This is a genomic window from Shewanella gelidimarina, from assembly GCF_023283945.1.
GTDB classification, from domain to species: Bacteria; Pseudomonadota; Gammaproteobacteria; order Enterobacterales; family Shewanellaceae; genus Shewanella; species Shewanella gelidimarina.
Genome location: NZ_JAKIKW010000009.1, coordinates 54,599 through 78,263, shown reverse-complemented (window position 1 = coordinate 78,263; position 23,665 = coordinate 54,599). Strand labels below are relative to the sequence as shown.

General features: G+C 43.2%; 25 protein-coding genes. 4 read left to right on the top strand and 21 right to left on the bottom strand.

What is annotated here, in order from left to right; all coding sequences use genetic code 11:
* Positions 1-4 precede the first annotated feature (4 nt).
* Positions 5-1,468: an aminoacyl-histidine dipeptidase gene (locus L2729_RS09865; protein ID WP_248988106.1), complete on the top strand. Its 1,464-nt coding sequence runs from the start codon at positions 5-7 to the stop codon at positions 1,466-1,468.
* Between the two features lie 183 nt (positions 1,469-1,651).
* On the opposite strand, the gene dinB is transcribed toward L2729_RS09865, so the two are convergent.
* The 18 genes from dinB to L2729_RS09780 all read right to left on the bottom strand — a co-directional run bounded on the left by dinB (position 1,652) and on the right by L2729_RS09780 (position 17,800).
* The gene (dinB, locus tag L2729_RS09860; protein ID WP_248988105.1) at positions 1,652-2,728 is read right to left on the bottom strand and encodes a DNA polymerase IV; all 1,077 of its coding nucleotides are present in this window, start codon (positions 2,726-2,728) and stop codon (positions 1,652-1,654) included.
* Positions 2,729-2,914: 186 nt separating this feature from the next.
* Entirely contained in the window at positions 2,915-4,915 is a 2,001-nt protein-coding gene (locus L2729_RS09855; RefSeq protein ID WP_248988104.1) for a methyl-accepting chemotaxis protein, read from the bottom strand.
* A 279-nt stretch (positions 4,916-5,194) separates the two neighbouring features.
* Positions 5,195-5,398 (bottom strand): hypothetical protein, encoded by a 204-nt coding sequence (locus L2729_RS09850; RefSeq protein ID WP_248988103.1) that lies wholly within the window; start codon positions 5,396-5,398, stop codon positions 5,195-5,197.
* Between the two features lie 296 nt (positions 5,399-5,694).
* Positions 5,695-6,162 carry a bacterioferritin gene (gene bfr, locus L2729_RS09845; protein ID WP_248988102.1) on the bottom strand — a complete coding sequence of 156 codons (468 nt, stop codon included), beginning with the start codon at positions 6,160-6,162 and terminating at the stop codon, positions 5,695-5,697.
* Positions 6,163-6,174: 12 nt separating this feature from the next.
* Entirely contained in the window at positions 6,175-6,642 is a 468-nt protein-coding gene (bfr, locus tag L2729_RS09840; protein ID WP_248988101.1) for a bacterioferritin, read from the bottom strand.
* Positions 6,643-6,966: 324 nt separating this feature from the next.
* Positions 6,967-7,188: a (Na+)-NQR maturation NqrM gene (gene nqrM, locus L2729_RS09835; protein ID WP_101089963.1), complete on the bottom strand. Its 222-nt coding sequence runs from the start codon at positions 7,186-7,188 to the stop codon at positions 6,967-6,969.
* Positions 7,189-7,200: 12 nt separating this feature from the next.
* A complete protein-coding gene (locus tag L2729_RS09830; RefSeq protein WP_248988100.1) occupies positions 7,201-8,217 on the bottom strand; it encodes an FAD:protein FMN transferase in 1,017 nt (338 codons plus the stop codon).
* A 29-nt stretch (positions 8,218-8,246) separates the two neighbouring features.
* A complete protein-coding gene (gene nqrF / locus L2729_RS09825) occupies positions 8,247-9,494 on the bottom strand; it encodes an NADH:ubiquinone reductase (Na(+)-transporting) subunit F (RefSeq protein ID WP_101089961.1) in 1,248 nt (415 codons plus the stop codon).
* 46 nt (positions 9,495-9,540) lie between these two features.
* Positions 9,541-10,149, bottom strand: coding sequence for an NADH:ubiquinone reductase (Na(+)-transporting) subunit E (gene nqrE / locus L2729_RS09820; RefSeq protein WP_101089960.1), 609 nt, complete (start codon positions 10,147-10,149; stop codon positions 9,541-9,543).
* A gap of 5 nt (positions 10,150-10,154) precedes the next feature.
* On the bottom strand, positions 10,155-10,787 hold the full coding sequence (locus tag L2729_RS09815; RefSeq protein WP_101089959.1) for an NADH:ubiquinone reductase (Na(+)-transporting) subunit D: 633 nt from the start codon (positions 10,785-10,787) through the stop codon (positions 10,155-10,157).
* Positions 10,787-11,581, bottom strand: coding sequence for a Na(+)-translocating NADH-quinone reductase subunit C (locus L2729_RS09810; protein WP_101089958.1), 795 nt, complete (start codon positions 11,579-11,581; stop codon positions 10,787-10,789). The genes L2729_RS09815 and L2729_RS09810 overlap by 1 nt, the downstream gene beginning before the upstream one ends.
* Complete coding sequence (locus L2729_RS09805) at positions 11,574-12,773, bottom strand: NADH:ubiquinone reductase (Na(+)-transporting) subunit B (RefSeq protein WP_248988099.1); 1,200 nt, start codon at positions 12,771-12,773, stop codon at positions 11,574-11,576. The genes L2729_RS09810 and L2729_RS09805 overlap by 8 nt, the downstream gene beginning before the upstream one ends.
* Positions 12,773-14,107 (bottom strand): Na(+)-translocating NADH-quinone reductase subunit A, encoded by a 1,335-nt coding sequence (locus tag L2729_RS09800; RefSeq protein ID WP_248988173.1) that lies wholly within the window; start codon positions 14,105-14,107, stop codon positions 12,773-12,775. Before L2729_RS09800 ends, L2729_RS09805 begins: the two co-directional genes overlap by 1 nt.
* A gap of 654 nt (positions 14,108-14,761) precedes the next feature.
* Positions 14,762-15,271 (bottom strand): S-ribosylhomocysteine lyase, encoded by a 510-nt coding sequence (luxS, locus tag L2729_RS09795; protein ID WP_248988098.1) that lies wholly within the window; start codon positions 15,269-15,271, stop codon positions 14,762-14,764.
* A gap of 185 nt (positions 15,272-15,456) precedes the next feature.
* A complete protein-coding gene (locus L2729_RS21675) occupies positions 15,457-15,585 on the bottom strand; it encodes a hypothetical protein (RefSeq protein ID WP_283104196.1) in 129 nt (42 codons plus the stop codon).
* Between the two features lie 379 nt (positions 15,586-15,964).
* Positions 15,965-16,264 carry a BolA family protein gene (locus L2729_RS09790; RefSeq protein WP_101090036.1) on the bottom strand — a complete coding sequence of 100 codons (300 nt, stop codon included), beginning with the start codon at positions 16,262-16,264 and terminating at the stop codon, positions 15,965-15,967.
* A 183-nt stretch (positions 16,265-16,447) separates the two neighbouring features.
* On the bottom strand, positions 16,448-16,951 hold the full coding sequence (locus L2729_RS09785) for an ACT domain-containing protein (RefSeq protein ID WP_248988097.1): 504 nt from the start codon (positions 16,949-16,951) through the stop codon (positions 16,448-16,450).
* Between the two features lie 177 nt (positions 16,952-17,128).
* The gene (locus tag L2729_RS09780; protein ID WP_248988096.1) at positions 17,129-17,800 is read right to left on the bottom strand and encodes an alpha-ketoglutarate-dependent dioxygenase AlkB family protein; all 672 of its coding nucleotides are present in this window, start codon (positions 17,798-17,800) and stop codon (positions 17,129-17,131) included.
* Positions 17,801-17,929: 129 nt separating this feature from the next.
* On the opposite strand from L2729_RS09780, the gene L2729_RS09775 reads away from it, so the two are divergent.
* Entirely contained in the window at positions 17,930-19,195 is a 1,266-nt protein-coding gene (locus L2729_RS09775; RefSeq protein WP_248988095.1) for a methyltransferase, read from the top strand.
* Positions 19,196-19,311: 116 nt separating this feature from the next.
* Here the strand turns inward: L2729_RS09775 and L2729_RS09770 are convergent, their stop codons facing one another.
* The 3 genes from L2729_RS09770 to L2729_RS09760 all read right to left on the bottom strand — a co-directional run bounded on the left by L2729_RS09770 (position 19,312) and on the right by L2729_RS09760 (position 22,204).
* Complete coding sequence (locus L2729_RS09770) at positions 19,312-20,280, bottom strand: sterol desaturase family protein (RefSeq protein ID WP_248988094.1); 969 nt, start codon at positions 20,278-20,280, stop codon at positions 19,312-19,314.
* Between the two features lie 65 nt (positions 20,281-20,345).
* Entirely contained in the window at positions 20,346-21,410 is a 1,065-nt protein-coding gene (locus tag L2729_RS09765; RefSeq protein ID WP_248988093.1) for a DUF2804 domain-containing protein, read from the bottom strand.
* A gap of 230 nt (positions 21,411-21,640) precedes the next feature.
* A complete protein-coding gene (locus L2729_RS09760; RefSeq protein ID WP_248988092.1) occupies positions 21,641-22,204 on the bottom strand; it encodes a porin family protein in 564 nt (187 codons plus the stop codon).
* Positions 22,205-22,429: 225 nt separating this feature from the next.
* On the opposite strand from L2729_RS09760, the gene L2729_RS09755 reads away from it, so the two are divergent.
* Positions 22,430-22,996: a YajG family lipoprotein gene (locus tag L2729_RS09755; RefSeq protein WP_248988091.1), complete on the top strand. Its 567-nt coding sequence runs from the start codon at positions 22,430-22,432 to the stop codon at positions 22,994-22,996.
* Between the two features lie 38 nt (positions 22,997-23,034).
* Entirely contained in the window at positions 23,035-23,616 is a 582-nt protein-coding gene (locus L2729_RS09750) for a peptidylprolyl isomerase (RefSeq protein ID WP_248988172.1), read from the top strand.
* The last annotated feature ends 49 nt before the right edge of the window (positions 23,617-23,665 follow it).

The following is a 23,665-nucleotide window of genomic DNA, read 5'->3' as shown; positions in this document are numbered from 1 at the left end:
TTCTGTGACCGCACTAAACCAGCTACAACCACAAGCACTATGGCAATGGTTCGAACAAATCTGTGCTATTCCACACCCATCAAAGCATGAACAAGCTTTGAGTGAGCACATTCAAGCATGGGCAAAAGACAAGCAGCTTTCCGTTATTGAAGATAAAGTCGGTAACTTGATCATCAAAAAACCTGCAACTGCGGGCATGGAGGATCGTAAAATAGTGGTACTGCAAGCCCATATCGATATGGTTCCACAAAAGAATGCCGATAAAGTGCATGATTTTGAAAAAGATCCTATCGATGCTTACGTTGATGGTGACTGGGTTAAAGCAAGAGGCACTACGTTAGGTGCTGATAATGGCATCGGTATGGCTTCAGCATTAGCTATCCTAGGCGCTGATGATATTGCCCATGGTCCACTTGAAGTCTTATTGACTATCGATGAAGAAGCCGGCATGACAGGTGCATTTGGCTTAGAAGCTGGCATGCTTGAAGCTGAAATTCTTATCAACACAGACTCTGAGCAAGAAGGCGAGATCTACATGGGTTGCGCTGGCGGTGTAGATGGTCAAATCAGTGTTCCTATGGTGTGGCAATCTCCTGAACCTACAAATTCAAGCTTTACGCTATCGATAGCGGGCCTCAAAGGTGGTCATTCAGGCGTAAACATTCATTTGGGTCGCGGTAATGCCAATAAGTTACTCGCTAGATTTCTATTTGATCATAGTGATGAACTTGCACTTGAGCTGACAAACTTCACTGGTGGTTCGCTACGTAACGCTATCCCGCGTGAATCACAGTTTAGCTTTATGATCCCAGCTGAAAACGTGAGCCTTCTGCAGCAGCGCATTAATGAATTCCAAGCCTTAGTTCGCCAAGAGCTTGCGATTGCAGATCCTGACACTACGTTGACATTGACTGAGATCCCTGCCGAAACAAAGGTGATGAGTGAAGACTCTCAGCAGATATTAATCGATGTCCTTAATGCCTGCCCTAACGGCGTAGTGCGTATGAGTGACGAAGTTGAAGGCGTAACAGAAACCTCTCTTAATGTCGGTGTCATCAGTACTGAAACGGATTCTGTTCAAATTCTTTGTCTTATCCGTTCATTAATAGACTCTGGCCGCGAGGAGATAGAAGGCGTATTAACCTCTTTGAGTAACCTTGCGGGGGCCAACGTTGAATTTAGCGGTGCTTATCCTGGCTGGAAACCTGACAACAGCTCACCAGTAATGGAAAGTGTTCGAGCAACATATGCCGACATCTATAAAAAAGAGCCAACAATTATGGTGATCCATGCTGGTCTTGAGTGTGGTTTATTTAAAAAGCCTTACCCTGAGATGGACATGGTTTCTATTGGCCCGACCATTCGCTACCCACACAGCCCAGATGAAAAAGTTAACATCACCACTGTTGGCCAATACTGGAAACTATTGTTAGCGGTACTTGAGCGCACACCCGTTAAAGGCAGCTAAATTTGCCTATAACCTGTGCGATGAGTCAAACGCACAAGCCAAAAAGCCGCTAACTGTTTAGCGGCTTTTTTCGATGAGTACTTTTGCAGACACTAACGCTGACCAACAAAGGCATTAAAATAAGGTGATTAACATATTCGTTCTACAGCCCTTGTTTAAAAGTCCTTGGTTTAAACCATGTGATTAAAACCCTAAGTTCATCTGTGGAGCAGCTGTTTGCACCTCATCGTCATTCGATGTACTAGACGCCAACCCAACGGCAACACCTAACAAACGAATACCTCTACCTTGCTGCCTTTCCAAGGCTTGCGCTAATAATTGATAAAACAAATTAACCGACACCTCATCGCTGCGGTGCTCTATGGTGGTTTGTTTAAAATCATCAAACTTAAGCTTTACTACTTGTTTGTGAATGGTGCGCTTTTTGGCACTGCGACCCACCCTTGCCCCTAACTCTTGAATAAGTTGCGGCATAACGGCTTTGCACTGCTCTAATGTATGTATGTCTTTGGCTAATGTAGTTTCAACGCCAACAGATTTACGCTCTCGGTTGGGGGATATGCCTCTGTTATCGATGCCTTTTGCCCTTTCTATCAACACAGAACCAAACTTTCCAAATCGCTCTACGAGCTTATTATCCGGATATGCTTGCACGTCACTGCAGGTATGTAGACCGATATCGGCTAACTTTTTAGCCGTGACTTTGCCGACCCCTGGTATTTTAATCAGCGGTAATGTTTTTACAAATTCGTCTATTTGGTCTGGCCGAATCAAGTACTGACCATTTGGCTTATTCAGATCCGAAGCAATCTTTGCAAGAAACTTAACCGGTGCAATGCCAGCTGACGCAGTAAGCCCAGTAGCGGCATAGATATCATCGCGGATAGCTTTAGCCATCAATGTTGCTGAACCGTGGCAATGTGGACTATCGGTTACATCTAAATAGGCTTCATCTAATGAGAGTGGTTCAATGAGACTGGTATATTTAGCAAACACCGCGCGAATTTGACTGGAAACGTCTTTATATACCTGCATCCTGCCAGGCACTAAGATGAGATCAGGACAAAGCTTAAGTGCATAACCTGATGCCATTGCTGAGCGCACGCCAAATTTTCTGGCCTCATAGCTGCAAGTACTGATCACACCACGGCGATCACTCCTTCCACCCACAGCAATGGGTTTGCCTCTCAACTCTGGAAAATCACGCATCTCTACTGCAGCGTAAAAGCAGTCCATATCGACATGAATTATTTTTTTCAATCTTAAGCCCTCTACCGCAGATATTACTGTATATAAAAACAGTACTCAAGAAAAGTTAACTAAATAGTGCTTTCAGCGGCAGTGGAGACGTATTAATACTTATGTATTGGATCAAAAAACGGAGCCAATGGACTCCGTTTTTGAGTTTAATCTCGAGCTCTATCTCATGCTCAATACTGCAGAATATTAGATTTTGAACTGCTTAATATTACTCGACAATGACTCTGTTACTCGTGCAAAGCTGTCAAAGTTACGTGATAGCTCTTCACTTGCCGCCAAAGAGTCATCTGATAAAGCGCGTACATTTTCTACATTGCACGCCACCTCTTCAGCGACCACCGCTTGCTGACCAACAGCTGCCGATATTTCGATAGTTTGTTGCTGAATAGCGCCAATGGCACCAGTAATGTTATCGAGCGCAAGCTCAACTTTAGCAGTGAGATCCTGACCAATATTAGCCTGCTCGACTCCTGCTTCCATCACTTGCTCAGCTTCATTAGCATTTTGTTGTAACGTCTGAATAATCTCTTGGATATTTGCGGTTGAATCTTGAGTGCGCGAGGCCAACGTACGCACCTCATCAGCCACAACCGCAAAACCACGCCCTTGCTCACCCGCTCTTGCGGCTTCAATAGCCGCGTTAAGTGCTAACAAGTTGGTTTGTTCTGCAATGCCTCTGATGACATTGAGGACTTCACCTATTTGCTCAGAGCGTGTGCGTAATTGCTTAACCACTTTAGCAGCTTCAATCACCTGTAACGATAAAGACTGCATACCTTGAGTCGCTTGCGCAACGATGGCTCCACCCTCTATCGATTCAGCCTGTGCCTTATCGGCAAAGTCGCTGGCACGTTGTGCACTTGCTGCCATCTCTTGGCTAGTATGCGCCATCTCGGTGGCAGCAGTTGCAACAGAGGCTATCTCCGCTTTCTGTTGCGCGACGGAGTTAAGCGCTCGTTCACTGACTTCAGACGCGGCTGAAACGCCGTGTTCAACTTCTAATGTTAAGTCTCGAGTATCTTGTAGCATTCCCTGAACTTTTGCTGCGAATCGATTGAATGCAGCACCCAGTTGTCCAAGTTCATCCTCTCGGTCCATTTGGATACGCTTCGCTAAATCATTATCGCCTTCAGCAATATCCTCCATCGCTCGAAGTAAGTTATTGATCTGTTTTCTAAACGGAAGCAACATTCCCCACACCGTTACACCGACAAGAAGCATGATCAAACAAGAGAGCAAAATGGAGTTGATGATGGCATCGGTTACCGGAGCCTCAATGACCGCCGTTGGCAACATGAACGCCAAATGCCATTTCTGTTCGGGGAAATCCCCCCCCACTTCCACAAAACTCACTCTTTGCTGCTCACCTTTAAAAGTGACTTCGGTAAAACCAGAGGTTTGTGACTGCATTTGTTGGCTTAAAGTACTAAAGCCTTTGGTGTCTCTAAATTGGCTATCCACTTTTGCAACATCAGAGCCTGGTGGGAATTGTTCAGTAAAGCCAGGAAAGTAGACCAATTTACCTGCATCGGTAATCAAGAAGGCCTGGCCTGATCCTTGGTATTTAATCGGCGCTAGTAGTTCACTACCTATGGTGTCGATTAATATATCCATCCCCCCAATGCCAATAAACCGACCGGACTGATCTTTTACAACTGTTTTCACTGTTGCCGAGATTGATCCGTCGTTAGCATCTACGGCAGGATCACCGACAAACATGCCGTTTTGATCAATGGCTTCTTGCCACCATGGGCGTTTGTTAGTGTAGTACTCACTATCGTTGTAGCGACCATTAAGGTCAAAGTACTCAAAGGTATTCGCGGAGCCGAAAAACACCGACTTAATGTCGTTATCTTTATCTGAGAAAAATTTAAAGTAGTCAACAATAGCTTGGTATTGTTTATCTGAAGAGAGGTCTCTTGAACGACTATCATATTTACCGAACCATTCTAACACCATAGGATCAGCAAAGACGGCGTGGATCAATTGACCTTTAGCGACAAAATAGCTGCGAACTTCGTTAGATTTAAGTAGTACTAGACCGCTTAGGTCGTTGTCGATTTGCTGACGAGTACTGGCACTTTCATTTTTAACTAAGAACAATGCAACGAGGGTAAAAAGTACCGCCAAAGCCCCAACAATTGCCACAACGAGCTGCATACTTAGCGAGCGTTTAAACCAATGCATCCTATATTCCTTTATAATTATATTTTTTAGGAATAATGAATTTAACAGAAATTTGACAAGATTAAAGCACAAAGCACAACATTAATTACTAGCAGCTTAATTAGGGGTTCACTGAGAACAAAGAGGATTAATCGCAGTAGCCAATAACATTAGCTAATGATATGCAAGTGAAAAACCATGATAAGGTTTGTGAGTGTATAATCGCGGAACAAGATGCTTTAAAAATATAATTTGGACAGTTAGAGAACTAAACAGAGCACAACTGAAGAAACCTAAAGATTAAAATAGAGTTGTCAGCATTGAGATTTCATCTGCAGAAAGTGCAGATTTATTCGTGTTAGCTTTGTGCATTGCCTGTGAACGACGATTTCCAGATTGAGCCAACTCAAGTTGTTGCTCTAGTCGTTCAATCTTACCAAGAAGACGTTCGATTGTTAGCTGATTTTCACTTTCATATGCGTTGCTATTGCCTGTAATAATCATAATCTCTCCTTTCTTCTCAAATGCTGTTCACGTTTTCTTTTAAATTAACTATCGAATTAATCACACTACTGCACTTTAATATTAGTCTAAAAAACCAACAGCGCCACTAATTATTAGTATTAGATTGGAGAATAATAGTAACTTAGAGAAGCTGAATATTCGCTGTACAGCCGTGGGGAAAACACAAAGATGGGCAATAGAAAAGTCTAGGCAATAACGATAGAAAGCATTAGGCACCATCACTAGTCGAAGCTCTGGTGCCTACTAAGTCATCTATCTATTGTAAAAATAGCAGGCTACATTTTACTTTGCAGATAATTAGCTAAACCGACTTTATCAATCAGGCCTAACTGTTTCTCTAACCAATACATATGGTCCGATTCGGTCTCTTCGAGCAAGACCTCTAAAATCTCACGACTCTGGTAATCTTTTTTCTGTTCACATAATGCAATTGCCACACGCAAATTATCAGCGACTTGATACTCGTATGCTAAGTCGTTCTTGAGCATCTGTTCGGTATCTTTTCCGATATTGAGCGGCTCACGACTGGCAACATCAGGAGTACCTTCTAAAAACAAGATACGTTGCACTAGCTTCTTAGCATGTTCACGCTCATCATCAGATTCATGAGAGATCCGTTCATGCAGTTCATTCAGGCCCCAATCTTCGTACATCAGTCCATGTACGAAATATTGATCCATTGCCGACAACTCACCGGTGAGCAGTTTGTTTAATGTGTCGATGACATCTTTATTGCCTTTCATAAAAATCTCCGGTTAGTCCATTTTCGATTGTAAGTAGTTTTGAATGCCTGTCAGTGAAATAAGCTCTAGCTGGGCTTCAAGCCAATCCAAATGCTCCTCTTCATCTTCTAACAGATCTTCTAGCATGTCGCGGCTGACATAGTCAGCTGACTGTTCGCATAGAGCAATTGCTTCTCGCAATGAAACAAGTTGCTCTTCTAGCATCACTTTGTCGCATTCCAGCATCTCTTGGCTATGCTCACCAATACGGATTTTGTCTAATTGCTGTAGGTTTGGCAGCCCTTCAAGGAACAAAATACGTTCAATGACCTTGTCGGCATGCTTCATGTCTTGGATTGATTTTTTATAAGCTTTTTCATTTAGCTCACCCAATCCCCAGTTTTTAAACATTCGGGCATGGAGGAAGTATTGGTTGATTGCGGTCAATTCACTGGTCAGCACTTTGTTTAGCTGGCTAATGACCTTGGGTTGTCCTTTCATCTGCTCATCCTTAGTAAAATTGATCTATATCAATAACTACAGCCTAGAACAAAAAACACACAAAAACAAATTAACCTTATATTTCAATTATTTATAAAAGGTAACCATTATCATTAGCACTACAATTCCTAATTGGAGAGTACGTCGTTAATTCTGGATTTTATCGAGCAAAACTAGTGTATTGAATGGGGAGTGCTGTGGGTTTACCGGTCTTGAAAGTGGATGTTCAGCGGTTAAATCGCGGATAAAAGTGTCTAGTGCTAACAATAAAAATATAAAAAAGGCCCCTCAAGAGGAGCCTTAATAACCGTCGCTAACACGAACTTAGATAATTCTGTTCTGTTCTAGTTTTTCACGACGTTCCTGTTCAGCCATTTTGGCCTTACGTTTGTCACATGGATCATCACAATCACATGCTTTCTCAATTCCTAGCGCGCCTAGACCACCGCAGCTTCCTGCCACCACCTGTCTCTTAACAAGATAGCCTATCGACATTAAGAAAAAAAATGCGAGTAACGCGACAAATGCCGCTATAAATGTGCTCATATTCGACTCCAACTACTGAGTGACGAAAGGTTTAAAAGCCTCACTATAAAAAACTTTAAAGCCATCTTCCTGCTTTTCTATTAGCATTATCGCAAGATGCTCGCGATTAGCAAGTTCTAGTGACGCCTGAGTCCCTAAAACCATCATCGCAGTAGCGTAACCATCAGCAACCATTGACTCGGCATGCAGCACAGTGACAGATGCTAATCTGTGGTCAATTGGGTAGCCACTGCGCGGATCAATTAAATGAGAGAAGCGTTTGCCCTCCTCTTCATAATAGTTACGATAATCTCCAGAAGTTGCCATCGCCATGTTTTCAGGCGAAATGACTTGCTGAATACCACTGCTGGCATCCCCTGGTTGCTCTATTGCAATACGCCACAAAGTACCATCAGCTTTTGTTCCACGCAGACTAATCTCACCGCCAATCTCAACCAAATAACCCATTGGTTGATACTTGTCTAATAGTGCCGCTATTTTATCAACACCAAAGCCTTTTGCAATCGAAGACAGATCGACATAAAGATCAGGATTTTGCTTACTCATCTTATTGCCGCTTAGCGATAGAGACTCTATGCCTGTACGGCTTTTTGCTTCGCTTATCATCTCTGCAGACGGAATAGTCGTTGGCCGTTTATCGGGCCCAAAGCCCCACAAGTTAACAAGCGGGCCTAAAGTAATATCAAGCGCGCCATCGGTAATCTTGTAGAGCCTGAGTCCTTCCGCCACCACTTTAGCGGTATCAGCAGAGACTTCCATCTGTACATTACGTGTCAGTTGATTAAATTGAGACAACTCAGAACTTGGTCGATAGGTTGACATTTGATCGTTCACTTTTTCAAGTGCCATATCAATTTCAGCCTGCAAGAGTTGAACATCTGGTAGCGACTCGCTGCGCACAACTTTAATATGATAAGTTGTGCCCATTGTGTTACCAGACAGTGAAATTACTTCAGTAGGTTTACTACATCCTGAAATAAAAAAGGCTAACCCGATAAGGGCCAGCCAGTTTACTAAGGTCTTAAACATTATGACCTAGATCTCCAATTAGAGAGGGGTTAGCCACCGAAGTCATCAAGTAGGATGTTTTCATCTTCGACACCAAGATCTTTAAGCATACTAATAACAGCAGCGTTCATCATTGGTGGGCCACACATATAGAATTCACAATCTTCTGGTGCGTCATGATCACGTAGGTAGTTTTCAAACAACACGTTATGAATGAAGCCTGTGTAACCATCCCAGTTATCTTCAGGTTGTGGGTCCGACAGTGCGACATGCCACTTGAAGTTGTCATTGTCAGCCGCTAGGCCATCAAAGTCTTCAACATAGAACATTTCACGACTAGAACGGGCACCATACCAAAAGCTAATCTTACGCTTTGAGTTAAGACGCTTAAGCTGATCGAAGATATGTGAACGCATTGGCGCCATACCAGCACCACCACCGATAAAGACCATTTCAGCATCAGTTTGTTTCGCAAAAAACTCACCAAATGGACCCGAAATAGTGACCTTATCGCCCGCTTTTAGGCTAAAGATGTACGATGACATCTTACCGCAAGGCAGCGTAAGGTTACGCGGCGGAGGAGACGCAATACGTACGTTCAACATGATGATACCTTCCTCTTCAGGATAGTTCGCCATTGAATATGCACGGATTGTTTCATCTTCAACTTGAGACTCAAGGTTAAAGAAACCAAAGTGCTCCCAGTCACCACGATATTCTGCAGGAATATCATAATCTGCATATTTAACGTGGTGCGCTGGTGCTTCAATCTGAATGTAACCACCAGCACGGAAAGGTACTGAGTCGCCACCAGGAATTTGAAGCTTAAGTTCTTTAATGAAAGTGGCTTTGCTATCGTTTGAGATAACTTCACACTCCCACTTTTTAACACCGAAAATCTCTTCTTCTAATTCGATTTCCATATCAGCTTTTACGTTTACCTGACAAGATAAACGGCAGCCCTCACGAGCCTCACCTTTGCTAATATGATCCATCTCAGTCGGCAGAATATCACCACCACCTGATTTAACGTGTACTTTACACTGACCACAAGTACCACCACCACCACAAGCAGACGAGACGAAAATACCGCTCTCTGCTAACACACCTAGTAGCTTGCCACCTGCAGCAGTTGTAATTGCTTTTCCTGCATCATCGTTGATGCCGATGATGACATCTCCGCTTGGTACTAACTTTGATTTGGCAAACAAAATAACCAAAACTAAAACCAATACAATTGCGGTAAACATACTCACACCGAGATACACATCGATTGGAGTAGATTCAAGAATACCCATTAACTTATCCTTAAAGGTTCAAATTAAGACGTCGTTAGGTGCCTCTTTACAGAGACACACCAGAGAACGACATGAAACCTAGAGCCATCAAACCAGCGGTAACAAAGGTAATACCTAGTCCGCGAAGCCCATTAGGAACATCAGCATATTTTAACTTCTCACGGATACCAGCAAGCAAGACAAGTGCTAATGCCCAACCGATACCAGAACCAATACCAAACACTAAACTTTCAGTCAGGTTGTAGTCACGCTCAACCATGAAAGAGACTGCACCGAAAATGGCACAGTTAACAGTGATTAGCGGTAGGAAGATCCCCAACGCGTTATATAACGGCGGAAAATACTTATCCAATGCCATCTCAAGGATTTGCACCAAAGCTGCGATAACACCGATAAAGGTGATGAACTTCAAGAAGCTCAAATCCGCATCTGGAACACCCGCCCAAGCTAAAGCGCCTGGAGCAAGAATGCCTTGATAGATAATTTGGTTAACGGGAACTGAAATTGCCAGTACCACGATAACGGCAACACCGAGTCCCATAGCAGTTTTAACTTTCTTTGATACTGCTAAGAAAGTACACATACCGAGGAAAAAGGATAACGCCATGTTTTCAATGAAAACAGAACGAATTAGTAGACTAATATAATGTTCCATTATGCTTATCCTTTTGCTTCTACTTGCTCTGGCTTCATAGTACGGATAATCCAGATCAATGCACCGATCAGGAAGAACGCACTAGGAGGCAGAAGCAATAGGCCGTTAGGCTGATACCAGCCACCGTCTGAAATCTTGCTTAAGATTTCAATACCGAACAATGAACCGTTACCAAACAATTCACGTACGAAGCCTACAGACAATAGAATTGCACCGTAGCCTAGACCATTACCAATACCGTCCATGAAACTCATCAATGGAGGTGTCTTCATCGCATAAGCCTCAGCGCGGCCCATCACGATACAGTTAGTAATAATCAAACCAACGAATACAGAAAGTTGCTTAGCAACATCGTAAGCATAAGCTTGTAGTACTTGGTCAACCACGATTACCAGTGACGCAATAATCGTCATCTGCACAATAATACGCACACTACTTGGAATGTGATTACGGATCATTGAGATGAACAAGTTAGACAGTGCCGTTACCGCAGTAAGTGCAATGGTCATTACAATCGCCGTTTCCATTTTACTGGTGACAGCGAGTGCACTACATACACCCAGAATTTGCAAAGCAATTGGGTTATTACTGATGATAGGTCCGGTTAGAACCTGTTTAAGTTCTTTAGCATCAGCCATTAGCTAATCCCTCCATTGCGAGCTTTTTCGATAAAGCGAGCAAAGCCCTCTTCACCTAACCAGAATGTCAGAGAATGCTGTACACCATTACTTGTCAACGTCGCACCAGACAGTGCATCAACACCGTATGGAGAAGCGGCAACCGTCGGGTTTTTAGTGACACTGATAGCAAGGTTGCCCTTTTCATCGTATAACTTCTTACCCGTCCACTTAGCAATCCACTGTGGGTTTTGCACTTCACCACCGAGACCTGGCGTTTCACCAGAACCGGTAAAGCTGTAATAAACCAAGCTACGAATCGTATTTAGATCAGGCTCAACAGCAAGGAAAGCAAACATCGTTGACCACAAGCCATAACCTTTAACAGGAATAATCACTGTCTGTAATTGCTGGTTGTCATCACGAACGAGGTAAACCACGGCATTATTTGCAACACGCTTAACTGACGCAATGTCATTTTGCGGTACAAAAGAAGTCGTTAGAGTACGCGCTGCTTTTTCTGCATCAAAAGTATCTGCATTACCTTCAACCCAGTCACCCGTTTTAAGATCAACGAGTTTAGCCTCTACATGCTTATTGTATATTTCAAGAACCTGCGCCTTCTCAACTTTACCGTCTTTAGTATTAATCAGACCAGCAGCTTCAAGAATATACTTTTGCTTATCAAGTAATTTGTTTTCTTGCTGAATCGGTTTCAATAATACTGCGGCCGTCGAAACGAACATAGAGCAGATGAAACATAAGCCAACAACAACGAACAGTGTTCTTCCGAACGAATCTTTATTACTAGCCACGAGCAATCCTCCGCTTGATATTCGACTGAACCACAAAATGGTCAAATAATGGAGCAAATAGGTTAGCGAATAAGATGGCCAACATCATGCCTTCTGGGAAAGCAGGATTGATAACACGAATAAATACCGCCATAGCACCGATTAAGATACCGTAAGCCCACTTCGCATTATTAGTGAAAGACGCTGAAACAGGGTCTGTCGCCATGAACATCATACCGAATGCAAAACCACCTAACACTAGATGCCAATACCAAGGCATGGCAAACATTGGGTTAGTGTCGCTGCCAACCGCGTTAAGGAGAAATGAAACGGCAATCATACCAGCCAAAACACCACCAACGATACGCCATGAAGCAATACGGGTATAGATGATAACTGCGCCACCAATCAAGATAGCCAGTGTCGAAACTTCACCAACAGAACCTGGAATGAAACCGAAGAACGCGTTCCACCAATCTTGCGTAATTCCATATTCCAATGTGCCTTGCGCCGCTTGGCTCAGTGCAGTTGCACCAGAGAAGCCGTCTGCAACGACCCAAGTAGTATCGCCAGACATGTTTAGCGGATAAGCAAAGAATAGGAATGCACGACCTGCAAGTGCTGGGTTTAAGAAGTTACGACCTGTGCCACCAAAGATCTCTTTCGCCACAACCACACCAAAGGTGATACCTAAAGCAACCATCCATAGAGGAATTGTTGCAGGCAGTGTTAGTGCGAAAAGAATTGAGGTAACAAAGAAGCCTTCGTTAATCTCATGGCCACGTACTGATGCAAATAGCACTTCCCAAATACCGCCGACAGCGAATGTCACCGCGTAGATAGGGAGGAAGAAACAAGCGCCATACCACATCAATGCGGCCACACCTGAATTTGCAGTCAATTCAGTACCAAACAACCCGAACAAAGCAACCTGCCACGTATCAGGAGAGCCAAAGCCTGCTGCTAACGCGTCTTGTGCTTGTAAACCTACGTTGTACATACCGACAAACATAGCTGGGAATGCACATGCCCAAACCATAATCATCATACGCTTTAGGTCCAAGTTATCACGAACATGGGTACGACCCTTGTTCACCTGACCTGGCGTATAAAAGACAGTATATGCCGCTTCAAAAAGCGCATAAAACTTCTCGTATTTACCGCCTTTTTCAAATTGCGGTTCAATATTTTCGAAAAACTGTTTTAAGCCCATTAGCCTTCCCTCACGATCGTATCTAAACAGTCACGTAGATATGACGCATAGTCATATTTACCAGGACATACGAAAGTACACAGTGCCAAATCTTCTTCATCTAACTCCAATGCACCTAATGTTGCGGCGCCATCGTAGTCACCAGAAACAAGATCACGCAGTAGCATAGTCGGAAGAATATCCAGCGGCATAACTCGCTCATAGTTACCAATCGGTACCATTGCGCGGTCTGAACCACCGGTGCTCGTTGTCATATTAAACAAACGAGAAGATGAAAGATGCCCAAGAAATGCACGAGTGATCGAGAACTTATCGCTGCCAGGCATAGCCCAACCAAATAGTTCTTTCTCTGTGCCTTCTTCTAACAAGCTAATTTGGTTGTGGTAACGACCAAGATAAGCATGAGGACCAACGGCAATACGTCCACTCAAAACGGAACCGGAGATAACACGTACATTACCTTCGCTTACTTCATTTTGAATCAACTCAGCCATGGCGGCGCCGACAACAGTGCGAACTAATCGAGGCTTAACCGCTTTAGGGCCTGCTACAGATACCACACGTTGAGTGTTTAACTCTCCAGTAGTAAATAGCTGACCTATCGCGATAACATCTTGATAGTTAATCTGCCATACGGTTCTATTAGCAGAAGCTGGTAATAGGAAGTGTATATGAGTACCTGGCAAGCCTGCTGGGTGTGCCCCTGCAAACTCTTCAACTTGAGCATTGGCAACAGGAATATCAGCGCCTGGTGCTTTACAAAGGTAAACTTTACCTTCGGTTAACTTTGAAAGTAGCGTTAAGCCATTTTCAAAATCAGCTTTATGCTCAGCAATCACGACAACAGGATCTGCTGCCAATGGTTGAGTATCAATCGCGGTGACGAAAATACCGGCTGCAGTTGAATCAACTGCGGGTACTCTACTGAAAGGACGCGTTCGCAAAGCCGTCCACAAACCTGACTCGATCAGGTTGTCACGAACTTGCTGAGTCTCAACGGATTCTATTGCAGTGGCGTCAAATTTAGCAAAAGAGATACTGTCATCCCCTTCTACATCAATAACAACAGACTGCAGAACACGTTGAGCGCCCCGGTTAACTTCGGAAATTGTGCCACTGGCTAAAGCAGTATATTTCACGCCCAAATTCTTTTTATCTTCAAAAAGAACCTGACCTTTTTTAACTTTATCGCCCACTTTGATTTTCATCGTAGGACGTAAGCCAATATACTCTTCACCCAAAATAGCTACATGTTTGATGGCCGGGCCATCATAGATAACTTGCTCTGGCCCACCGACTAGGGGTAGGTCCAATCCTTTCTTTATTGTAATCATATCCACAAGCACTACGTTATGAAGGAAAGACAATGCGCCGCGTTCCTGCTAAACACACAAGTTTTAAACAAACCTTTTTTTCGTGTTGAGCTAGCGCAGATTTATCACAGAAATGCGATCGCAATCACGCTGGTCGCGCGCATTTTACCCCAAATATCACTAGGTCGCCATGAAAAATATGCCTGTTTTAAAAGGTTGCCGACGTTTTAATAACAAACATCCCGAATTGATGAGATGTTTAGGTTTCAATTAGTTGTCGCCGATCTCCCTTTATCCATAGGTATAAAGGGGTTAATCGATTTCAATTGATAAAAATGCATCCAACATTTGGCGGATATGATTAACAACGGCCTTGAATTCAAATGCCGATTATTTAATCGACACCTCTTTGTCTCATTAGACAATATGACCAAAGAATCAGACAATTGCAGCTTGAATTTGACCTTAATATAGAAAATGTGTGATTTACACTCCCCGCTAAGCAACTCAAATAGCTTGTAAATCGGTCACTAAGTAGCCCGTTATTATGCCTCGGTCGTAATTTAATAGGTTAACGGTCAAAAAAGCCTATCGACGCACTATTCGTTGATTGCTAAGCAAAAACAAAAAAAAGCGGCTAATGCCGCTTTTTTAACATCACCGACACGACTGATATTACAAGCCGTTTAAGATCTCATCACTCAAAGTGAGTTCATCGTTACGGTTCACATTTATTCCAGCAGATATGATGCTACGAGCAATTTCTTTGGCTTGATCTAATGAATGCATTTCATAAGTACCGCATTGGTACTCATTGAGCTCCGGGATCTCAGATTGCTCAACCACGGCAAGTACATCTTGCATGGCCGCCAACCAAGCATCAGCCACAATCGACTCTGTAGGTGTACCGATAAGGCTCATGTAAAAACCAGTACGACAGCCCATAGGTGAAATATCGATAATCTCGACATTGCCGCCATTTAGGTGATCACGCATAAAGCCGGCAAAAAGATGCTCAAGAGTATGGATGCCTCTTTCACTTAATATCTCTTTATTGGGTACACAAAAACGCAGATCAAATACCGTTATTGTATCGCCCTTAGGCGTAGACATTGATTTGGCAACGCGAACAGCAGGTGCATTCATTCGAGTATGGTCAACGGTAAAACTATCTAATAACGGCATATTAATCTCCAAATTTGCTCTTTGTTTACCATTGAGCACGGCGTAGGTTACTGCCTTAATCGACTGTAAGGATTTTTTGGCATTAGCTGATACTTACGTACCCCAGCTTAGTAGTCAATATAAGCATCATTTATCGAGCCTTGCTGAGACGGCTTTGCCGCTGCTTTCTTTGACTTAGCCGTAAGTTAAGCCATCACCTCTGCAGCGATTAACTTATCAATAACGCTTTCTTCATTAATAATATAACCCGCTACATATCCCGCAGTCTGCTCATCCAGCATACCTTGGTTAACCGCCTTACACGACCTTAACAATGCGGTGAGATCCGCAGCGAATGTTTAAAACACAATTCTATGGCTCATGCAGCCAGGGGAATTGCCGTACATAGCAGCATTATGCAAACTAAATGCTAAGTCATAGTAAGCTTCGCTGACTCTCCAACATCAATCTTTTTAGAATTTAGAGTGCGCTAACGAGGCTGGTAATAGATACAGTAAGCTGCCAACAAAGTTGAACAGATGTCATCGAGTAGGATAAAACAAGGTCAAAACACACTCATTAATAAAAACCAACAGCAGTGATACTTCGTTAAAAACCCAGTTCGTTTATTCTAAATTTAAGCGCCTTAAACCAAAAAATCACAGCGTAATGCTGTGATTTTGTAAACGCGTGTTGCTAATAGTATGACTAATACTAGCCTTTACATTTAGGAGAAGCTGGAACTGCCGATTCAAGCGCCCACTCTTCAGGTGTAAATGTATGCATAGAGAGTGCATGTAGGCCTTGAGAAAACTCTTCTGCCAATGCCTCGTTTACCGCTCGGTGACGCCCAATCAGACGTTTACCCACAAATTCACTGCTACTAATAATCACTTTAAAGTGAGTTTCTGAGTTTGGCGGTACGTGATGGTTATGGCTTTCATTGATCACTTCTAAGTGCGAAGGTGAAAGTGCGGCGGTGAGTTTTTCGGTAATGATCTGTTCAACTGACATAACGATGTTCTCAAATGGCATAAATGCGATTGCGGCAGGTTACTGCCATGAGAAGTAAAGGTCAACTCTAGGCTATTTTACGGATACGGTGACACGCACATTAGCCTTATCTGATAATGTGCAACAAAGCAGAGTCAGTATCACCGTTTAATTCAACAGCAGAGCTGTCGATAACAATGCCATTTAAATAATACTCACCCTTAAATCCTTCGATATTCCTTCCAACAGTTCAACCACACTCTCGTTGCTTACCTCATTTGGCAGCAATACCGTGAGCTTTGAAGTAAATACTGTCTGCCCGATAGTCGACACATGCACTCGGTTAAACTCCATATGCTCAATGCCAAGGTCTAGATTAACTAATACATCCACGATCTCTCGCGTCAAGCCAGGACGGTCTTTACAATCTACATTAAGGTGAAGCTCCCTAACATTACTCAGCGGAGCAGCGCTTGATGCTTCAAATAAAAAAGTGAGCTTGGGAAACTGTCGCTCAAACTGAACTTTTAAAGGCTGTGACATGTCATCTTCAATAGCCACTTTTAACAAGGCCGCAAAATGGTGGTCAACCTTAATCACCTTACTGGTTATCCACTCACCACCGGCTTCTCGTGTTTCTTCAGCCAGGGCTTTAATCACACCAGGAGTAACAGCGCCTAACACCGTTGCAATAAACATCTTTTTCATCGAAAACTCCTTAACAGTCATAAGTGAAAAGCCGTCAGCCCATTTCACAATTTAATAGCAGTTAACGTTAATGATTTTATACGTAACTACAACTCCTTGTTCCAGCATAGAGTAATTATTAAGCGTAGAGTGCGAACTTGCTAACAAAACGGTATAAATTTGACGAAGAGTTACTCGTCACAGATGAAAGTTAGGTACTAGCTGTCTAAAGGTAAAATTGATTCTGCTTTGCGACACTCGTAATCGTTTGGGTAACGCATGTTCCCATTGCGCCTGCATTGGCCAGTGCATGATGAGTAGATCACCACTATTTAGCGTCAGTACTATTTTTTCTTTCGTCCGCTTATGTCGCAGAAAAAAGTCTCGGCTTGCGCCTAATGTGACCGAGGCGATATCGCTACCGCTTGCAATCTCTTTCTCATCATCGCTATGCCAGCCCATAGACTCAGTGCCATCTTTATAACAGTTAACCAGTACCCCATTACTCATCAGAGAGAAATCTCGGTTTAGCTTTTGTCGCAATTTATCAGCATATTTTGGCCATGGTAGAGCTTCGATAAACAGACCTGAATAAAAATAATCGCAGCCCTTATCTGCAAACCAAGCTTGGCTTCGAGGGATAGGATGACTTTTACCGTATACCACCAATTCTGGCTGACTCATCGGATATTGCCTCGCCTCAATTAATAGCGCTTGTTGCTGAGCCTCATTAAGGTACCCCTTGATTAACGTATAAGGTGCAGATAGGGGGTTTGCAGATCGTTCCGCCTGCGCAAAATTCTCCGCAGTCTCTGACTTATCGACGATCGATGGCGTTTGTTCATCAAAGCCAAAGCCCTCTTGTTTCATCCTTCCCCCTTATAATGTTGCTTTTAAAGTCATCAAATGTGCTAGAAAGCTATCATTACACCTAACATATACCTAAGATCATAAATCTGCGATAATACGCGCCCACATTTATTTGGTACTTATTGGCATATGACGACACAATTTTCAGTATCGGGCATCGAGCTCGAACTCTTCCGTTACCCTAGCAGACAAGAGTCTAACCTGCAGGCGTGGGACGCTGCCGATGAGCACTTAGTAAAGTATCTAATCGACACAGAGCAAGCGGCGGTCAACACCACGATTGTAAATGATGGCTTTGGTGCGTTAACCGCAGGTTTGTTATCCATCAGTCCTGATTGGCCACTAACGCTAGAGACAGATGCAAAGACCAGTTTATTGGGCACAAGCCAGAACCTAACGCGCAACCAGCTCAGTGAAGATAGCCTCACATGGGTGAACAGTCGTGACGAGTTGCCGCAAGGCATCGAACTGGTGTTAATGAAACTGCCAAAGAATCTTAACTACTTTAGCCACCAGCTAAAGAGATTGTCACACGTCCTGCCAGCAGGAACCCCTGTGCTGATAGGGGCTAAAGCTAAATCGATTAATAAGTCACTGCTCGAAACCATTAGTCGTAATCTTGGTGAGGCTAGCGCCAGCCTCACTTGGAAAAAGACCCGCGTTATTACCTGTATCGCAGATGGTAAAGCACGCACCTTACCCACCACCACAAACTGGTCAGTAGACGAGTGTCAACTGCAGATAAGTAATTTGAGTAATGTGTTCGCCGCCAGCAAACTTGATATAGGCGCACGGATCATGCTCGACAACATGCCTAAAGGTGATTTTAAATCCATTATCGATTTGGGCTGTGGCAACGGTATTTTGGGCTTACACGCTAAGCAATGCTTTCCAGAAGCTTACATACACTTTATTGATGACTCAGAAATGGCAGTCGCTTCCGCGAGAGACAACTGGGCATTGAATGATTTAGATAACCCCACCCTTGTTGGCGAACAAGCCACGTTTGCTTGGGATGATTGTCTAACACACATGAACGAAGGCTTCCGCCCTGATTTAATCTTATGTAACCCTCCTTTTCATCAAGGTGAAGCGATTACCGATCATATCGCATGGCAGATGTTCTTAGATGCATTTAGACGTCTAAAGAATGGCGGGATCTTACATGTCGTGGGTAATCGACATTTGGCATACCACGTAAAGTTACAGCGTATTTTCAAGAATTGTACGACGGTGGCATCAAATGGGAAGTTTGTGATTTTACAGGCACAAAAAATCAGTAAAAAAGCGCAAGACCCTGAACTTGAACTTGAAGTTGAAATTGATGCAGACACAGATAAAACGTCTGATACACCGCACCCACAAAGTGCCCTGTATGGTAAGCCTAACGCTTAGGCTCATTTGCATTAACACACCATAGACAGACAATAAAACGGTGAGCGATTAACTCACCGTTTTTTTTATTGCGCTAATTAAGACCATTAACTTATCCCATCAGCACTGCCAACAGCCTATTTAGCGTCGGTAGCCGACTTTACTGCAACGAGCGGCTCTTGTGGCTCATCGCTGTTAGTACTTTGACTCTCATTACCACTCTCATGATAAACATCTAACCTTGTGATTTGCGATTCAGCCGTCGCGGGCGGCGCAAACAGTATTTTAAAACGTTGTATTGGACTGAGGTTGGCCGCAAAAGTGTCTTTAAACATATCGCGCCATTCTGTAAAGGTGACCACTAACGGATTAAAACTATTGATAGGCTTAGTAATGCCGTATTCAACCGTTTCAACCTCTTTTTCAAAAGTACCAAACATGCGGTCCCAAATAATGAGGATCCCAGCATAGTTTTTATCGATGTATTGCGGGTTACGCCCATGATGCACTCGATGGTGCGAAGGCGTATTGATCAGCCACTCCAATATCCCCAGTGACTTTATCGCTTGAGTATGAACGAAAAACTGCAGGCCTAAATTGAGTAGCACCACAAACACCACCCAATTAGGATCAAAGCCGACCACCACTAACGGCAGCCAAAAGATCCACATTCCCGCTAATGGATACATTAAGCTTTGGCGAAATGCGGTACTAAAGTTCATGTTCTCCGAGCTATGGTGAGCCACATGAGCCGCCCACATCCAGCGAATTCGATGGCTGGCACGATGGAACCAGTAATAGCAAAAATCTTGAGCCACCATCAATGCGACAAATGTTGCGCCATTCATCTCTATATCAAATAAGCGCCAACCAAAAAACATTAAGTAAAGCTTGGCGATGAACAGTCCAGTGAGAAGGTCTGTTAGTTGGTGCATCGCTGCCAAACCAAAATTACACAATACTTCTGGCAGGTGATAGCGCGCATTGAGCGGTAATCGATTTTGCCTATCGCCGACATACCATTCTAATAAAATACAGACGAAGAAAATCGGTGCCAATACCAGCAGCAACACTTCAGGGTGGGAGATCAGTGAATTAAAATCCATCTTATACAATCCTTTATTATCTCTATTTGTTGCTCACACCGAAAAAGGTGAATTTATTGACTCGATTACCAACGAGCAAAATGATCTTCAGTTAAGCCCAGCACATTAGTTAACTGATGTTTGTTACCCAAGTTATCGATAATAGATCCGTTAAAGTGCCCGAGGTACTGTCTAAAGTTACTTTTAATTAGCCATAAGTTTAGCTTTTCTTGGCGACAATTTTGCGGAGTAAACGTCAGCTCAACCTGGCCATTATCAGAATAGATCCGCCACTGCCGTGCTTGCTCCCCTTTTATCCGCTGTCGCGTAAACTCAAAATGCACTGCACCGAGCAGATGACGCTCGCCATTGAGCCAAAACACATTTTCATTGCAACCTGTTTCATTCACGCCAGCGGCTAAGTTAAGCCCTAAACTACCTTCATCAGTTAAACTGTTAATACTGGCCCAGCGCCAACTTGTTTCACGACGCATGAAACCGGCACTAAAATCATAGCCCGCCGTCACCCTTTGCAATGGTTGTGGCTCATGATTAATCAGCAAGGTACCTTTTACATTCAGTGCATTGTGTTTTTGGGTATAAGTCCAGCCGCTATAACCCGTCGGGTTGCACATGGCCATAGGTAAACTCAGCGGTTCAGGTTGCAAGTATAAATCCGCTTCAATGCCTAACGTATCGAGTTTTACGCGCCATGTCCCCTGCTCGATATCAAATTCAACGGACCCTTTAGCGCCTTTGATTTTTGCGCTGCCCTGCATAGGGGAAGCTGACATTTGATAGCCCATCCCCAAAGGTTTGAGCCAACTTGTTTCTATCAACTGGTTTTGTTTAATGTCATACAAATAGCAAAACGCACTACCCACATAACGAATATCAGCCAGCGCAACGCCAATGACATAATGGGGAGTCACAATACTCACAAACTGAAATTGCTTAAAGTCGAAATATTTAGCCCACTTTGATGCAGGCTTGTCCATTTCGTTAAAGTAACGGAATTTATCAGCCGCTAAATTGACAACCGGACCATCGAAATGCCCATAGATCGCGCAACCTTTATCATCAATAAGACTTTGAGGGGCTGTAGAACTGGTCAGTACTTTAGGTGTCCATAGAGCGCGATCAGCTGACATAACGTGTTAATCCCCAAGAGCATATTTGACCTTTTACTCTAACTGGAACTGACTCAGGTTAAAAGCTGTTCAACGATCTTTTGTTACCAAACTGTAAACTTATTGAGTGTCGAGTGCATTTATTGGCGTAGGTATGGTGGTACGTGAAGGGGGGAGAGATAACGGTATTAAGTTACGATCAATTAATAGCGCCTTATATTAAAGACGCTATTAGCATTCAATCTACGCTTCTAAAATTGGTAACTGATACCAAAGTTAACGTTCTGAGCTGTTAACGCTTGAATGGGAATATATTGATATTCGATATTCATACCAAAGCCCGAATGAAAACGAACTTCCCATCCTACAGCCGTGTATAAATCAACATCATTTTCATTAGAGGATTGAAGTTCGTCATTGCTCCAACTACTTCCCCATTTATAGCTCAGCTCATTAGCACTCGCGCCCAACTTAGCATATAAACGGTTTCTTTCGGACAGTATGTACTCTCCATATAGAGTAACCCTTAAACCTGAATACTCGATATTGTTAATTTGGCCAAAAATACTCCCTAAAGCACTAAATACTCCACTACTACCGGAAAAATAACCCGCTTCGACACCAAAATTGTCATGCCACATGTAGCGATAGTAAACATCATAAACAACGTTATCGCCACTGGTTGAGTTATCGCTCTCGAATCCATCAAGCTCATTAGCGCCATAGCCCACACTACCGCCTATAATATGATCGCCTTCAGCAGCCATAGCGTTACAACTCAATAAACCCGCGACAAGGATTGTTAAAATACGCATATTGGTTCCCTTAATACACTTTACAAAAAATAGTGAAATCCACTAATCCATTAATAAATAAACAGTTCACTTATACTAAGCCGCCATACTACAACAACTTTTATCGCGTAGGCCATAACAAAAACGGTCAGAAACACTGATGCACTAAAAATCCACTCTGACTCTGGAAATCAGATCATCTTCTGGTATGCTGGAGCCAACCCAATTTTGACAAAAATAGTGATAATGAAACCTCAACTTTTAATAATTGCAGTAGCTTTTTCCGTTATAGGCTGCGCGAGCCAGCCCCCAACACACATTGCGTTAAACCCACAAGTCCCCAGTATTACGCAACAGACAAGTGCCCAACTGCCAATCGCGATAGAAACTATCGATACCCGTTCAGCTAACTTCATCGTGCGATTTAATGATGGCGACAATGCAGCGCGCTTAGTCAGCCCGAGCGAAGCACCGCGAGTACAAATGGATCAAGTCTTTAGAGATGGCTTTTCTCAAGCAGGTTATCATGTCGACCCAAGTTCGGTTAAGCACTTACAAATCCAAATAGAACAGTTATTAACAGATGTAGATGAAGGTACTTTTGGTTTTGAAGCTAATAGTCAGATCATCATTAATGTTATCGCTCAAAATACGCATCAGTCGCTGACTAAACGCTATCGAGCAAAAGGCATGTTAAAAGGCCCTTTTAGTGCTGATTTCGCCACCCTTGAACTTGAAATGAACAAGCTACTCGGTGAGCTGACTCGTGACATTATTAATGATCCAGAGCTGAATCAGTTCATACAACAATAACGACAACGACAACAACGAGGAAGATTATGAAATCTTGGATGATAAATTGCGTTAGCTTAGTCGTGTTAATGCTCACGCCGTTTGCCCATGCTGTCGATATTCAACCTAATACGCTATATCCCGAGGTTGAGTTTGACACCAGCATGGGAAAAATAGTGGTTGAGCTAGATAGAACCCGCGCACCACTGACCGTCGATAACTTTCTCACCTATGTTGTAAAAGGCCACTACGACAACACGCTATTTCACCGCGTTATTGCAGACTTTGTCGTGCAAGGAGGAGGCCTGGATTTAAATAAAGATGAACGTCCAACTGATAAACCCATTGTGAATGAGTCTGGCAGTGGCTTATCCAACTTAACTGGTACTATCGCAATGGCGCGGGAAGCAGAGCCACACTCAGCCACCAGCCAATTCTATTTTAATATCGTCGATAACGAAAAGCTCGATCCTTCATCGCGCCGTTGGGGCTATGCCGTTTTTGGTGAAGTCACTTCAGGCATGGAAGTTCTCGCGGCAATGGCTTTAGTGCCAACAGAGTTTAACAGTAAGCTTAAATGGCCCGACTTTCCTATCGAAGACATAGTATTAAAAAAAGCGACTTTGCTGCCTAGAAAGTAACAAATGTAAATTTTGAATTATTTTGAATTATTTGAGCAAAAGCCCTAAA